Below are 12,670 nucleotides of genomic sequence, written 5' to 3'. Positions count from 1 at the left end.
CCCTCTCCCCAGCCCTCTCCCACGAGGGGAGAGGGAGCCAACCCACTCCGCCGCCCGTCGCGTCCCGGCGCGCAGCGGCAGGGCACATCGACATGATCCCCAACCCCAGCCGCCGCATGGCCGGCAAGACCTGCATCGTCACCGGCGCCGCCTCCGGCATCGGCCGCGCCATCGCCCGTCGCCTTGCCGCGGAAGGCGCCTTCGTGGTCGTGGCCGACATCACCCAGCAGCCCATCGAGGGCTGCGAGCCCACGCTCTCGGCCATCGCCGCAGAGGGCGGCCAAGCCCGCTTTGTCCACTGCGACGTGAGCCACACCGAGCAGGTCGACGCGCTCGTGGCTGAATCCGTGCGCTGGCATGGCCGGCTCGACGTGCTGGTCAACAACGCCTGCATCCGCCACGCCCGACCGCTGGCCGAGCTGGAGGATGCCGACTGGCAGCGCCTGCTCGACGTCAACCTGGGCGGCGCCTTCCGCGCCAGCCGCGCCGCCGTGCGGCAGATGCGCACGCAGTCCATCGTGGACGAGGTGCGCGGCCGCATCGTCAACCTCTCGTCGCAGCACGGCCTGATCGCCGCGCCCGGCGACCTGGGCTATGGCGTCACCAAGGCCGGCATCGGCTACATGACGCGCCAGGTGGCGGCCGACTATGCCGCCGAGCAGATCGCCTGCAACGCCGTGGCGCCCGGCAAGATCCAGACGGGGCAGGGCGGTCGTGCCCTCGACCCCATGGTGATGGAACGCGCCGTCCGCCGCACGCCCTGGCCGCGCCTGGGCCGGCCCGAGGACGTGGCCGAGGCGGTGCTCTTTCTCGCCAGTGCCGAGGCGCGCTTCATCACCGGCGCCGAACTCATGGTCGACGGTGGCTGGATGGCCGCCTGACCTTCTCTTCTTCTTGAACACGAACCCCATGCCCGCTTTCGACCTCGTCATCCGCAACGCGCGCGCCGTCACGGCCAGCGACATCTTCGACTGCGACATCGCCGTGAAGGACGGCCGCATCGTGCAGCTGGGCCAGGGCCTGGACGGCGGCGCGCGCGAGATCGACGCCGCCGGCCGCCACGTCACGCCCGGCGGCGTCGATGCCCACTGCCACCTCGACCAGCCCGAGCCGCCGCCCGTGCGCATGGCCGACGACTTCGACACCGGCACGCGCTCGGCAGCCTGCGGGGGCACCACCACCGTCATTCCCTTCGCGCTGCAGCACAAGGGCCAGACGCTGCGCGCCGCCATCGCCGACTACCACCAGCGCGCCGAAGGCAAGGCGCACGTGGACTATGCCTTCCACCTGATCGTGAGCGACCCCACGCCCGCGGTGCTCGAAGAGGAACTGCCGGCGCTGATCCGCGAGGGCTACACCTCCTTCAAGATCTACATGACCTACGACAGCCTCAAGCTGGACGACGGCCAGATCCTGGACGTGCTGGCCGTGGCCCGCGAGCATGGCGCCATGGCGATGATCCATGCCGAGAACGCCGACTGCATCGAATGGCTCAGCAAGCGGCTGGAGGCGGCCGGCCGCACCGCGCCACGCTGGCACGCGCATGCGCGGCCCATGCTGGTGGAGCGCGAGGCCACCCACCGCGCCATCGCGCTGTCGGAGCTGGTGGACGTGCCCATCCTCATCGTGCACGTCTCGGGCGCCGAGGCGGTGGAGCAGATCCGCTGGGCGCGCGCCCACGGCCTCAACGTCTTCGCCGAGACCTGCCCGCAGTACCTGTTCCTGTCGGCCGAGGACCTGGGCATCGACGACAGCTACGAAGGCGCCAAGTGCGTCTGCAGCCCGCCGCCGCGCGACAAGCGCAACCAGCAGGTGATCTGGAACGGTCTGGCCGATGGCCTGTTCACCGTGTTCTCCTCGGACCATGCGCCCTACAGCTTCGACGGCAGCGAAGGCAAGAAGCCGGGCGGCGAGGAAGTGGGCTTCCGTCACATTCCCAACGGCATCCCGGGCATCGAGACCCGCATGGCGCTGCTGTGGTCCGAGGGCGTGATGGCCGGGCGCATCACGCCGCAGAAGTTCGTCGAGCTCACATCCACCAACCCGGCCAAGGCCTATGGCCTGCATCCGCGCAAGGGCAGTCTGGCCGTGGGCGCCGATGCCGACCTCGTGGTCTGGGACGAGCGCGAGTTCGTGCTGAGCAACGGCCAGTTGCATCACAACGTGGACTACACGCCCTACGAAGGCATGCACCTCACGGCCTGGCCTGGTATTACTCTGGCCCGCGGCGAGGTGGTGTGGGATGGCCGCGACTTCACCGGCCAGCGCGGCGCCGGCCGCTTCCTGCACTGCGGCATGCCCACGCTGATGCCGCGCCGCCGCGGATGATCGGCGCCATGCGCATCCTGGTCATCAACCCCAACATCTCGGACAGCGTCACGGCCCTCATCGGCAGCGAGGCGGCGCGCAGCGCCAGCCCGGGCACCCAACTCACGCTGCGCACCGCGCCCTTCGGCGTCGCCTACATCGAGACCCGCTTCGAGGCCATGGTGGGTGCCTATGCCGCGGCCAACGTGGCGGCCGAGCATGCCCAGGGCCATGACGCGGTGATCGTCGCCGCCTTCGGCGACCCGGGCCTCGCGGCGCTGCGCGAGGTGCTGCCCATGCCGGTGCTGGGCCTCACCGAATCGGCCCTGGCCAGCGCCTGCCTGCTGGGCCCGCGCTTTTCCATCATCGCGATCTCGCAGCGCATCCAGGCCTGGTACCGCGAGGTGGTGCATGCCAATGGGCTGGAAGGCCGCCTGGCCAGCATCCGCGCGCTCGACCGGCCGCTGGCGCGCATCGACGGCATCCAGGAGGACCACAGCCAGGCGCTGCTGGCGCTGTGCGAACGGGCAGTCGCCGAGGATGGCGCCGACGTGCTGATCCTGGCCGGCGCGCCGCTCGCGGGGCTGGCGCGGCAACTGGCCGGGCGCCTGCCGGTGCCGGTGGTCGACGGCGTCTCCAGCGCGGTGCGGCAGGCGGAGATGCTGCACGGCCTGCAGCCCGGCAGCGCCCGCCGCGGCAGCATGGCGCCGCCGCCGGCCAAGCCGCAGCGGGGCCTGCCGCCCGCGCTGGCGGCGCTGCTCCAGGACGCGCAGGCCCGCGGCGCGTCGGCCTGAGGCTGCCGGCAGGGCGGCTGCGGTGCTCGCCAGGCGGCCCCGGCAGTGAGCCGCGAGACGCGCCGCGCCCTACCATGCAGGGCTGTCCCACCAGGAGACTCCCTGCATGACCCCGCTCTTTCCCGGATTCGAAGAACGCCGCGTCGACGTCGGCGACGGCATCGAGATCGCCGCCACCATCGGCGGCTCCGGCCCGCCACTGCTGCTGCTGCATGGCCATCCGCAGACCCGCGCCATCTGGCACAAGGTGGCGCCCAGGCTGGCGCAGCATTACACGCTCGTGGCAGCCGATATCCGCGGCTATGGCGACTCGTCCAAGCCTGCCGGCCTGCCGGACCATGCCAACTACGCCAAGCGCGCCATGGCGCAGGACCAGGTGACGCTGATGCGCACCCTGGGCTTCGACCGCTTCCTCGTTCTCGCGCACGACCGCGGCGCCCGCGTGGCCCATCGTCTGGCCATGGACCATCCCCAGGCCGTGCGCCGCCTGGTCACGCTGGACATCGCGCCCACCCTCGCCATGTACGAACAGACCAACGAGGCCTTCGCGCGCGCCTACTGGCACTGGTTCTTCCTGATCCAGCCGGCGCCGCTGCCCGAGCGGCTGATCGAGGCCGACCCCGCCCGCTATATCACCGACCTGATGGGCAAGCGCAGCGCCGGCCTCGCGCCCTTCGACCCGCGCGCCCTGGCCGAATACCAGCGCTGCATCGCGCTGCCCGGCGCCGCGCATGCCACCTGCGAGGACTACCGCGCGGCGGCCACCATCGACCTGGACCACGACCGCGCCGACCGCGACGCCGGCCGCAAGCTCACGATGCCGCTGATCGCGCTGTGGGGCGAAGAGGGCGTGGTCCACCGCTGCTTCCAGCCCCTGGCCGAATGGCAGCGCGTGGCGCAGGACGTGCAGGGCGGCCCGCTGCCCTGCGGCCACTACATCGCCGAAGAGGCGCCCGAGGCGCTGCTGGCGCGGGTGATGCCGTTCCTGGCTGCTGCGGCGGAGTGAAAAGGCAGGGCGCTCTTCTCAGTGCTTGAACCCGGACTCCCGCTGGGCCCGCAGTGCCAGGACGAAGACGGTGTCGACGGCGGCGACGTACCGGTAGAGCGCGACATAGCCCCGGCTGCCCTTGCCGATCACGAGTTCGCGCTTGCCGTCCTTGACCGGGCGGCCGATGGCCGGACTGTGTTCCAGAACGTCGAAGGCTTCGAGGATCTCCTGCATCCGCTCGGCGAGGCCGTCGGCGTCGTGCTGCTCAAGGTGTTCGACGAAGCGTTCCAGATCATCCAGCACCTCGGATGCCAGCTCGATGCGGGTCACGGCGACGCTCAGCGTGGTGGCTTGCGTGCGGCCGGTTGAGCGGCCTTTTGCCGCGCAGCCCGTGCCTGGATGTACGCCTTGGCCTCCGACCAGGGAACCGTCGCCCCTGTGCGCTGAACCTTCGCCCACCGCTCGTCGGCGATGCGGTGCATCTCGGCATCGATCTCGTCGTGCTCGACGGTGCTCGCCAGCGCTTCGAGGATGAAGGCATGGGGCGATTTGCCTGCGCGCGCTGCCGCTTGGGCGATGCGTGCCTTCAGCTGCTCCTCGAGGCGGATGGTGGTGGTAGACATAGGGCGCTGCTCCGATATGGCTGTAGCATGATTGTGTCACATGGCCGCGCTTCGCCGGTTCTGCGACGCGCCACGCCTGTCGCCCTGCGATGTCAGGCAGCCCCGCGCCACCGCGGCAGCCGCACCAGCCCGCTCGACAGCGCCACCCCGCACACGATCACCAGCGCGCAGCCCAGCATCCAGGCCGTCACGCGCTCGCCGAGAAAGACCCAGCCGTAGAACACGGCGAACACCGGCACGAGGAAGGTCACGGTCAGGGCCTTGGCCGGCCCGGCGCGGGCGATCAGGCGGAAGAACAGGATGTAGGCCAGCCCGGTGCAGGCCACGCCCAGGGCCACCAGCGCCAGCCAGGCACGCAGGCCGGGCATCTGGCCGGGCCAGGTGAGCGCGGCGGGAAGCACGAGCAGCGCCGTCGCGCCGATCTGGCTGCCCGCGGCATTGACCAGCGGCGGCACCGGCTGCAGCCAGCGCCGCGCCGCGCTGGCCGACAGGCCATAGCACAGGCAGGCACCCAGGCAGGCCAGCACCGCCCACAGCGTGGGCCAGTCGCCCGCGCCGGTGTGCAGGCCCGTCGTGCCGCTGGCGAGCAGCGCCACGCCTGCGAAGCCGACCATCAGGCCCAGCGCCCGCGAGCCGTCAGGCCGATCGCCGAAGACGGCCCAGGCGACCAGCGCGCCGAACATCGGCACCGTGGCGTTGATCACCGCCGCGAGGCCGGTGGGAATGGTCAGCAGCGCAAACGAGAAGAGGGCGAAGGGCAGGCCCGAATTGAGCATGCCCACGCCGCCGGTGACGCGCCAGTGACGGCGCAAGTCCTCGCCCTGGCCGCGCAGCAGCACCAGCGGCACCAGCACCAGCGCGGCGATGCCCACCCGCAGGGCGGCCACGGGCAGCGGGCCGAACTCGGCCGCGCCCACGCGCATGAAGAGGAAGGAGGCACCCCATAGGGCGGCCAGCAGCACGAGGTCGATCAGCCAGGGGCGCGATGCGGAACGCGGCGGACTCATGCCACCTCCCGCGTTCGCCGGCGCGCGGCCGGGGCGCTTGCGACGGGCCTTTCGGCCGGCCCCCGGTCCGCCGGTGGCAGGGTCACACCTTCCAGCGCGAGCAGCGCCCGCTTGCGGTCCAGCCCGCCCGCGTAGCCCGTCAGGCTGCCGTCGGCGCCGATCACGCGATGGCAGGGCACGATCACGCTGACCGGGTTGCGCCCCACGGCGGCGCCGACGGCGCGCATGGCCGCCGGCCGGCCCAGCGACAGGCCCAGAGCGCCGTAGCTGTGCGTGCCGCCGCGCGGAATCGCGAGCAGGGCCTGCCACACCGCCTGCTGGAACGGCGTGCCGCGCGACAGGTCCAGCGGCAGGTCGAAGCCGGTGCGCTGTCCGGCCAGGTAGTCCTGCACCTGGCCGGCGGCCTCCTGCAGCAGCGGGTGGCCGGTATCGGGCATCCAGCCGGTGGTGTCGGGATGGTGGCGTTGGCGGTCGAACCACAGGCCGGCCAGGCCGTCGGCGCTGGCGGCCAGCAGCACGCCGCCCAGCGGGGTGTCGATGTGGCAGGTGCGCAGCGCGGCGGCGCGGGCACGGGTGGGAGAAGGCGTCATGGGCATTCCTTGGTGGAAGAGGGCGCGGCCATGCCGTGCCAGGCGGCGAGCACCGCATAGCTGCGCCAGGGCCGCCAGGCCTGGGAGGCGGCTTCGGCAGCGCGGGCCTGGGTCACGCCCAGCGCCTTCTGCAGCGCGATGTCGCCGGCGGGAAAGGCGTCGGGCCAGCGCAGCGCGCGCATGGCGATGTACTGCGCCGTCCAGGCGCCGATGCCGGGCAGGGCCTGCAGGGCGGCACATGTGCGCTGGGGTTCGGCGCCGGCATGCAGTGCCAGCCGGCCGTCCAGCACGGCCTCGGCCAGGGCGCGCAGTGCGGCCTGCCGCTGGCGCACCAGGCCCAGCCGTCCGAGCAGGTCGCCATCGGCGGCGGCCAGCGCCACGGGGGTGGGAAAGAGACGGTCCAGCCCGTCGATGGGTGTGGCGATGGGCTCGCCGAGCGCCTGCACCAGCCGGCTGCCCAGAGTACGGGCGGCGGCCACGGTGATCTGCTGGCCCAGCACCGCGCGCACCGCCAGTTCGAAGCCGTCGAGCGTGCCGGGCACGCGCAGGCCCTGCGCGGCGGGAAAGTGCGGGCCCAGCACCGCATGGATGGCCGCGGGATCGGCGTCCAGATCCAGCAGCGCGCGCACGCGGCTGGCGAGGATGGGCAGCACCGGTGCCAGCGACTCGGCCAGCGTCAGCCGCACCTGCGCGGCCTCGGCATCGAACTGCAGCATCAGCCAGCCGGCATGCGCGCCAATGCGCAGCGTCCGGGCGATGCGGCCCTGCGCATCCACGGTCTCCATGCCCGCCAGCACGCGGCGCGTGAAGAAGGCCTGCAGCGTGGCCAGGTCGTAGGGCGGGCGGTAGCCCAGGCGCACCGTCAGGCCGGCCTCGCCGGCCGCGGCGCTGCGGCCTTCGCCCGCCCGGCGCATCTCGCGCGGATTCAGGCCGTAGTGCTCGCCGAAGGCCGCCTGAAAGCGCCGCACGCTGCCGAAGCCGCTGGCGCGTGCCACCTCGGCCACGGGCAGCCGCGTGTCGGCCAGCAACTGCTTGGCCGCGAGCAGCCGGCGCGTCTGCAGGTACTGCAGCGGCGAGACGCCGAATTCGGCCTCGAACAGCCGCCGCAGGTGGCGGTCGCTCACGCCCAGGCGTTCGGCGATGCGCGCCACCACCGGCGCGGGCTGCGCCTCGGCGTCGGTGTCGACGGCGGCCCACAGCTCGGGCTCGTCCATGAGCCGCGCGGCCTGGCGGGCCAGGATGTGCGAGGCGTCCTCGGTACTCCAGGCCGGCGCGCCGCCGGCGCGCGGCGCCAGCTCGGGCCGGCAGCGCAGGCAGGGCCGAAAGCCCGCGGCTTCGGCCTGCGCCGCGTGGCGGTAGAAGCGGCAGTTCTCGCGGCGCGGAACGCGCACGCGGCACACCGGCCGGCAGTAGATGCCGGTGCTCATCACGGCTGTGAAGAAGGCGCCGTCGAAGCGCGCGTCGCGCGTCTTCAACGCCAGGTAACAGGCGTCGCCGTCGGTATCCGCGAGAGCGTCGGGCCGGGAATTCATGAAAGGCATGCTACCCGCGCGAAGCCGCCCGAATGCGCCATTTCCGGACATGCGAGCCCCAGGGACCGGTGCCTACAATCGCCGCCGTCCACTTTCGTTGTCATTCCTTCCCCCGCCATGCAACTCAGCCCCTCGATCTTCAAGGCCTACGACATCCGCGGCATCGTGCCGAGCACCCTGGATGCGGAGGTGGCCGAGGCGCTGGGCCGGGCCTTCGGCAGTGGCGCCCGCGCCGCTGGCGAGCGCACGGTGGCCGTGGGCCGCGACGGCCGCCTGTCGGGCCCCAGCCTGGCCGAGGCGCTGATCCGCGGCCTGGTGGCCACGGGCGTGGAAGTGATCGACATCGGCGCCGTGACCACGCCCATGCTGTACTTCGCGGCCAACACGCTGTGCACCTCCGGCATCCAGGTCACGGGCAGCCACAACCCCAAGGACTACAACGGCTTCAAGATGGTGCTGGCCGGCCGCGCCATCTACGGCGACGAGATCCAGGGCCTGCGCAAGGTCATGGAAGACGGCAGCGCCCAGCTGGCCGAGGGCGGCAGCGTTCGCCAGGTCGACGTGCTGCCCGCGTACGTGGCACGCATCACCGGCGACATCAAGCTGCAGCGCCCGCTCAAGATCGTGGTCGACTCCGGCAACGGCATCGCCGGCGCCTCGGCCCCGGCCATCTACCGCGCCATCGGCTGCGAAGTGATCGAGCTGTTCAGCGAGGTGGACGGCAACTTCCCCAACCACCATCCCGACCCCAGCAAGCCCGACAACCTCAAGGACCTGATCCAGGCCCTGCAGACCACCGACGCCGAGCTGGGCCTGGCCTTCGACGGCGACGGCGACCGCCTGGGCATCGTTACCAAGGACGGCACCAACATCTTCCCCGACCGCCAGATGATGCTGTTCGCCCAGGACGTGCTCTCGCGCGTGCCCGGCGGCACCATCGTCTACGACGTCAAGTGCACCCAGCGTCTGGCACCGGCCATCGAGGCCGCCGGCGGCCAGCCGCTGATCTACAAGACCGGCCACTCGCTCATCAAGGCCAAGATGAAGGAACTCGACTCCCCGCTGGGCGGCGAGATGAGCGGCCACATCTTCTTCAAGGAGCGCTGGTTCGGCTTCGACGACGGCACCTACGCCGGCTGCCGCCTGCTGGAGATCCTGTCGGCCCATCCCAACGCCAGCGAGGTGCTCAACGCGCTGCCCACCAGCTTCTCCACGCCTGAACTCAACGTCGCGTGCAAGGAAGGCGAGCCGCACAAGCTGGTCGAGGAGATGAAGGCCAAGGCCAAGTTCGACGGCGACGCCAAGGTCTCGACCATCGACGGCATCCGTGTCGACTGGCCGGACGGCTTCGGCCTGGTGCGCGCGTCCAACACCACGCCGGTGCTGGTGCTGCGTTTCGAAGGCCAGACGCAGGACGCCCTGCACCGCATCGAGGCCACCATGACGGCGCTGCTCAAGTCGGTCAAGCCCGACGCGAGCTTCGCGGAGGCGGCGCACTGAGCGTGCCTCGCGTTTCCCGTTCCCCCGCGCTGCGCCTCTACGGGCTGTTCACCCGCCTCGCGCAGCCCCTTCTCAGACGCAAGCTGCGCAAGCGCGCCAAGGCCGAGCCGGGCTATGCCCACGCGGTCGAGGAGCGCTTCGGCGTGTACGACCCCGCGCTGCAGATCCGCGACGCCTGCTGGGTGCATGCCGTCTCGCTGGGCGAGACGCGCGCCGCCGGCATTCTGATCGCCGAACTGCGCCGGCAATTGCCGGGCGTGCCCATCCTGCTGACCCATGGCACCGCCACGGGCCGGGAAGAGGGCGCAAAGCTTCTGCAGGAGGGCGACGTCCAGGTCTGGCAGCCCTGGGACACACCGCAGGCCGTGGCTGCTTTCCTCGACCGCTTCCGTCCGCGCATCGGCGTGCTGATGGAGACCGAGGTCTGGCCCGAGCTGACTGCCGCCTGCGCGGCGCGCGGCATTCCGCTCACGCTGGCCAATGCCCGCCTGTCCGAGAAGTCGCTGGCCAGGGCCGAGCGCTGGGCCTCGCTGGCGCGGCCGGCCTATGCCTCGCTGGCGGCCGTGTGGGCGCAGACCGAGGCCGATGCGCACCGCCTGGTGTCGCTGGGCGCCAAGCTGGGCGGCGTGTACGGCAACCTCAAGTTCGATGCGCAGCCCGACGCGCGCCAGCTGGTGCATGCGCAGGCCCTGCGCGCGCGCCTGCCCAAGCCGGTGGTGGTGTTTGCGAGCTCGCGCGACGGCGAGGAGGCGATGCTGCTCGATGCGCTGCGCCACTTCTGGACCACCGCGCCGTCGAGCGAGGACTTCGGCCCCGCGGCGGCGGCGGACGGCAACCCGGGCCGCCCGCGCGGCGAGCGCGCCCGGCACCTGCCGCGGCTGCGCGCCTGCGACGTGCAGTGGCTGATCGTGCCGCGGCATCCGCAGCGCTTCGACGCCGTGGCTGAGCTGATCGCGCAGCGCGGCTTCGCCTGCGTGCGCCGCTCCACCGCCGAAGGTGCGCCCGAAGGCGAGGAGATCTGGCTCGGCGATTCGCTGGGCGAGATGGCGCTGTACTACGGCCTGTCGGACGTGGCGCTGCTCGGCGGCAGCTTCGCGCCGCTGGGCGGCCAGAACCTGATCGAGGCGGCGGCCTGCGGCTGCCCGGTGGTGATGGGCCCGTCCACCTTCAACTTCGCGGAAGCGGCCGAGCTGGACATCGCAGCCGGCGGCGCGCTGCGGGTCGAGGACATGATGAAGGCCGTGGTGCATGCGCTGTCCCTGGTGGCCGACAAGGGCCGTTGCGCGGCCATGTCGCAGGCGGCGCTGGGCTTTGCCGGCAGCCACCGCGGCGCGGCGGAGCGCACGGCGGCGGCCATCCTGGCGCTGGGGCAGTCGATGCCCGATCCGGAGCCGGTGGATGCGGTGGCGTCCGCGGCTGGCGCAGAGGATGCCGCCGCGGCGATGCCGGGGGAGGCGCCGCCTTCGGATGATGGAGCGCTGCCGTTGCACGAGACGGGTCCGGCGGCGCCACTGCATCCGACGATCTCTACTCCGGCGCCGGCTGAAGCAACCTCGTCGCCCGCGCCATCGGCGATCGGGGCATCCTTTTCGTCGCGCCCTTCCCACTCGGCCGGCCATCCGCTGGAAGAGCGCGCCGAGCCTGTGTTCGACCCCGACGCGCCGCTGATCGTGCCCGAAGAGCGTCGCCTCTGAGTTGCTTCGGCGGCGAGCCCCTCTCCCCTTGCGGGAGAGGGAGCAAGCAACGGGGCCGTCTCCGGGCTTCAGCCGGCCGCCTTCAGCCCCCGGTGCCGCCCACGTACATCCGCGGCACCCGCCGCACGTGGCACAGCAGCTCGTAGCTGATCGTCCCGGCGGCCGCGGCCACCAGGTTGATGGGCACGCGCGGGCCCCACAGCTCCACCCGGCTGCCGATGCCGGCCTCGGGCAGGTGCGTCAGGTCCACGGTCAGCAGGTCCATCGACACGCGGCCGACGATGCGGCTGGACTGCTCGCCCACCAGCACCGGCGTGCCCGTGGGCACCGTGCGCGGATAGCCGTCCGCATAGCCGATGGCGACCAGGCCCACGCGGCAGGGCGCATCGGCCACGAAGCGGCCGCCGTAGCCGAGCGCGTCGCCAGGCTGCAGGTCGCGCACCGCGAAGACCGCGCTTTCCAGCGTCATCACCGGGCGCAGCGCCGCATCCGGCAGGGGCATGGGGTCGGCGCCATAGAGCAGGATGCCCGGCCGGGCCCAGTCGCCCCGGGCGGCGGGCCAGCCCAGCACGCCGGCGGAATTGGCCAGGCTGCGCTCGCCGGCCAGGCCGGCGGTGGCGGCTTCGAAGCAGGCGATCTGGTCGGCGGTGGCCGGCACGCCCGGCTCGTCGGCCCGGGCGAAATGCGTCATCAGCGTGAGGCGGGCCACCTGCGGGCAAGCGGCGAGGCGCCGGTGCGCGTCGCGCACGTCGGCCGGCAGGAAGCCGGCCCGGCGCATGCCGCTGTCCACCTTGAGCCAGACGTTCAGGCCGGCGAGTTCGGGATGGGCCTCGATGGCACGCAACTGCGATTCCTGGTGCGCGACCACCCAGCAATCCATGGCGTGGGCCGCCACCAGCTCCTCGGCGCTGAAGCAGCCCTCCAGGATCAGGATGGGCGCCGCGATGCCCGCCGCCCGCAGGGCATGGGCCTCGGCCAGAAAGGCGACGGCGAAGCCATCCGCCAGCGGCGCGAGGGCGCGGGCGCAGGCCACGTCGCCATGGCCGTAGGCATCGGCCTTGAGCGCGGCCAGCGCGCGCCCGCCATGGCGTCCGCGCGCCAGGCGGTAGTTGTGGCGCAGGGCGTCCAGATCGATGACGGCGCGCGAGGGGCGGTCCGAGAACGCCGGCGGCAGGCTGGCGGCATGGGGGGCGAGGGCGGTGGAGGCGGACATCGGCATGTGCGACACGGCAGGCGGCGCAGGATGGGGACGGCCGCCACTGTACGCAGCCCCCTGCCGCAGCCTTGACGGTTTTTCTGGCGCCTGGCCGCAGGATTGACGGTCAGGCCGGTGCATGGCGCGCCGGCCCGCTGCCGATGGGCGTCAACGCGCGAGGCCGGGGTCGGCGGCGGTACCGGCCTCCCGCGCCGGCGGTGCCAGCAGCGCGTCGATGGGCCGCAGCGCCTCGGCATCCAGCGTGCCGGCGGCCTGGCGCAGCCGCAGTTCGCCCAGCAGCACGGCATAGCGTGCGGCGGCCAGGTCGCGCTCGGTCTGGTAGAGCTGGGCCTGCGCATTGAGCACGTCCAGCCCGACGCGCACGCCCACCTGGTAGCCCAGCTGGGTGGCCTCCAGCGCGCTGCGGCTGGAGGCCACCC

13 protein-coding genes are annotated in these 12,670 nt (G+C 72.5%); 6 read left to right on the top strand and 7 right to left on the bottom strand.

Features of this window, described 5'->3' with window-relative positions; translation table 11 throughout:
• Nucleotides 1–92: 92 nt before the first annotated feature.
• The 4 genes from NS331_RS00815 to NS331_RS00800 all read left to right on the top strand — a co-directional run bounded on the left by NS331_RS00815 (nucleotide 93) and on the right by NS331_RS00800 (nucleotide 4,107).
• Nucleotides 93–881 carry an SDR family NAD(P)-dependent oxidoreductase gene (locus NS331_RS00815; RefSeq protein WP_242873608.1) on the top strand — a complete coding sequence of 263 codons (789 nt, stop codon included), beginning with the start codon at nucleotides 93–95 and terminating at the stop codon, nucleotides 879–881.
• A 28-nt stretch (nucleotides 882–909) separates the two neighbouring features.
• On the top strand, nucleotides 910–2,328 hold the full coding sequence (hydA, locus tag NS331_RS00810; RefSeq protein WP_058640124.1) for a dihydropyrimidinase: 1,419 nt from the start codon (nucleotides 910–912) through the stop codon (nucleotides 2,326–2,328).
• Nucleotides 2,329–2,336: 8 nt separating this feature from the next.
• Complete coding sequence (locus tag NS331_RS00805) at nucleotides 2,337–3,101, top strand: aspartate/glutamate racemase family protein (RefSeq protein WP_058640126.1); 765 nt, start codon at nucleotides 2,337–2,339, stop codon at nucleotides 3,099–3,101.
• Nucleotides 3,102–3,207: 106 nt separating this feature from the next.
• Nucleotides 3,208–4,107, top strand: a complete 900-nt coding sequence (locus NS331_RS00800) for an alpha/beta fold hydrolase (RefSeq protein WP_058640123.1) — start codon at nucleotides 3,208–3,210, stop codon at nucleotides 4,105–4,107.
• An 18-nt stretch (nucleotides 4,108–4,125) separates the two neighbouring features.
• Here NS331_RS00800 and NS331_RS00795 read toward each other — a convergent pair whose 3' ends face one another.
• The 5 genes from NS331_RS00795 to NS331_RS00775 all read right to left on the bottom strand — a co-directional run bounded on the left by NS331_RS00795 (nucleotide 4,126) and on the right by NS331_RS00775 (nucleotide 7,850).
• Nucleotides 4,126–4,419, bottom strand: coding sequence for a type II toxin-antitoxin system RelE/ParE family toxin (locus tag NS331_RS00795; RefSeq protein ID WP_058640122.1), 294 nt, complete (start codon nucleotides 4,417–4,419; stop codon nucleotides 4,126–4,128).
• Nucleotides 4,420–4,427: 8 nt separating this feature from the next.
• On the bottom strand, nucleotides 4,428–4,712 hold the full coding sequence (locus NS331_RS00790; protein WP_058640121.1) for a ribbon-helix-helix protein, CopG family: 285 nt from the start codon (nucleotides 4,710–4,712) through the stop codon (nucleotides 4,428–4,430).
• A gap of 92 nt (nucleotides 4,713–4,804) precedes the next feature.
• Nucleotides 4,805–5,719: a DMT family transporter gene (locus tag NS331_RS00785; RefSeq protein ID WP_058640120.1), complete on the bottom strand. Its 915-nt coding sequence runs from the start codon at nucleotides 5,717–5,719 to the stop codon at nucleotides 4,805–4,807.
• A complete protein-coding gene (locus tag NS331_RS00780) occupies nucleotides 5,716–6,309 on the bottom strand; it encodes a methylated-DNA--[protein]-cysteine S-methyltransferase (RefSeq protein WP_058640119.1) in 594 nt (197 codons plus the stop codon). Before NS331_RS00780 ends, NS331_RS00785 begins: the two co-directional genes overlap by 4 nt.
• Nucleotides 6,306–7,850, bottom strand: a complete 1,545-nt coding sequence (locus tag NS331_RS00775; protein WP_082702151.1) for an AlkA N-terminal domain-containing protein — start codon at nucleotides 7,848–7,850, stop codon at nucleotides 6,306–6,308. The genes NS331_RS00780 and NS331_RS00775 overlap by 4 nt, the downstream gene beginning before the upstream one ends.
• A gap of 108 nt (nucleotides 7,851–7,958) precedes the next feature.
• On the opposite strand from NS331_RS00775, the gene NS331_RS00770 reads away from it, so the two are divergent.
• On the top strand, nucleotides 7,959–9,341 hold the full coding sequence (locus NS331_RS00770) for a phosphomannomutase/phosphoglucomutase (protein WP_058640118.1): 1,383 nt from the start codon (nucleotides 7,959–7,961) through the stop codon (nucleotides 9,339–9,341).
• A 2-nt stretch (nucleotides 9,342–9,343) separates the two neighbouring features.
• Complete coding sequence (locus NS331_RS00765) at nucleotides 9,344–11,035, top strand: 3-deoxy-D-manno-octulosonic acid transferase (protein WP_082702150.1); 1,692 nt, start codon at nucleotides 9,344–9,346, stop codon at nucleotides 11,033–11,035.
• Between the two features lie 82 nt (nucleotides 11,036–11,117).
• On the opposite strand, the gene alr is transcribed toward NS331_RS00765, so the two are convergent.
• Nucleotides 11,118–12,248 carry an alanine racemase gene (alr, locus tag NS331_RS00760; RefSeq protein ID WP_058640117.1) on the bottom strand — a complete coding sequence of 377 codons (1,131 nt, stop codon included), beginning with the start codon at nucleotides 12,246–12,248 and terminating at the stop codon, nucleotides 11,118–11,120.
• A gap of 150 nt (nucleotides 12,249–12,398) precedes the next feature.
• The coding region (locus NS331_RS00755) for a TolC family protein (protein WP_193758021.1) at nucleotides 12,399–12,670 on the bottom strand (272 nt) is incomplete at its 5' end.

Origin of the sequence: Pseudacidovorax intermedius (assembly GCF_001476815.1) — a bacterium.
Lineage (GTDB): Bacteria > Pseudomonadota > Gammaproteobacteria > Burkholderiales > Burkholderiaceae_C > Xenophilus > Xenophilus intermedius_A.
This window is presented reverse-complemented; position numbering and strand designations above follow the sequence as displayed.

What these genes read in the sequence shown, in the direction of transcription:
- NS331_RS00805 (WP_058640126.1), top strand. Translation starts at nt 2,337, where the DNA reads ATGCGCATCCTGGTCATCAACCCCAACATCTCGGACAGCGTCACGGCC.
- NS331_RS00815 (WP_242873608.1), top strand. Translation starts at nt 93, where the DNA reads ATGATCCCCAACCCCAGCCGCCGCATGGCCGGCAAGACCTGCATCGTC.
- NS331_RS00775 (WP_082702151.1), bottom strand. Translation starts at nt 7,850, where the DNA reads ATGCCTTTCATGAATTCCCGGCCCGACGCTCTCGCGGATACCGACGGC.
- NS331_RS00800 (WP_058640123.1), top strand. Translation starts at nt 3,208, where the DNA reads ATGACCCCGCTCTTTCCCGGATTCGAAGAACGCCGCGTCGACGTCGGC.
- hydA (WP_058640124.1), top strand. Translation starts at nt 910, where the DNA reads ATGCCCGCTTTCGACCTCGTCATCCGCAACGCGCGCGCCGTCACGGCC.
- NS331_RS00785 (WP_058640120.1), bottom strand. Translation starts at nt 5,719, where the DNA reads ATGAGTCCGCCGCGTTCCGCATCGCGCCCCTGGCTGATCGACCTCGTG.
- NS331_RS00780 (WP_058640119.1), bottom strand. Translation starts at nt 6,309, where the DNA reads ATGACGCCTTCTCCCACCCGTGCCCGCGCCGCCGCGCTGCGCACCTGC.
- alr (WP_058640117.1), bottom strand. Translation starts at nt 12,248, where the DNA reads ATGTCCGCCTCCACCGCCCTCGCCCCCCATGCCGCCAGCCTGCCGCCG.
- NS331_RS00790 (WP_058640121.1), bottom strand. Translation starts at nt 4,712, where the DNA reads ATGTCTACCACCACCATCCGCCTCGAGGAGCAGCTGAAGGCACGCATC.
- NS331_RS00770 (WP_058640118.1), top strand. Translation starts at nt 7,959, where the DNA reads ATGCAACTCAGCCCCTCGATCTTCAAGGCCTACGACATCCGCGGCATC.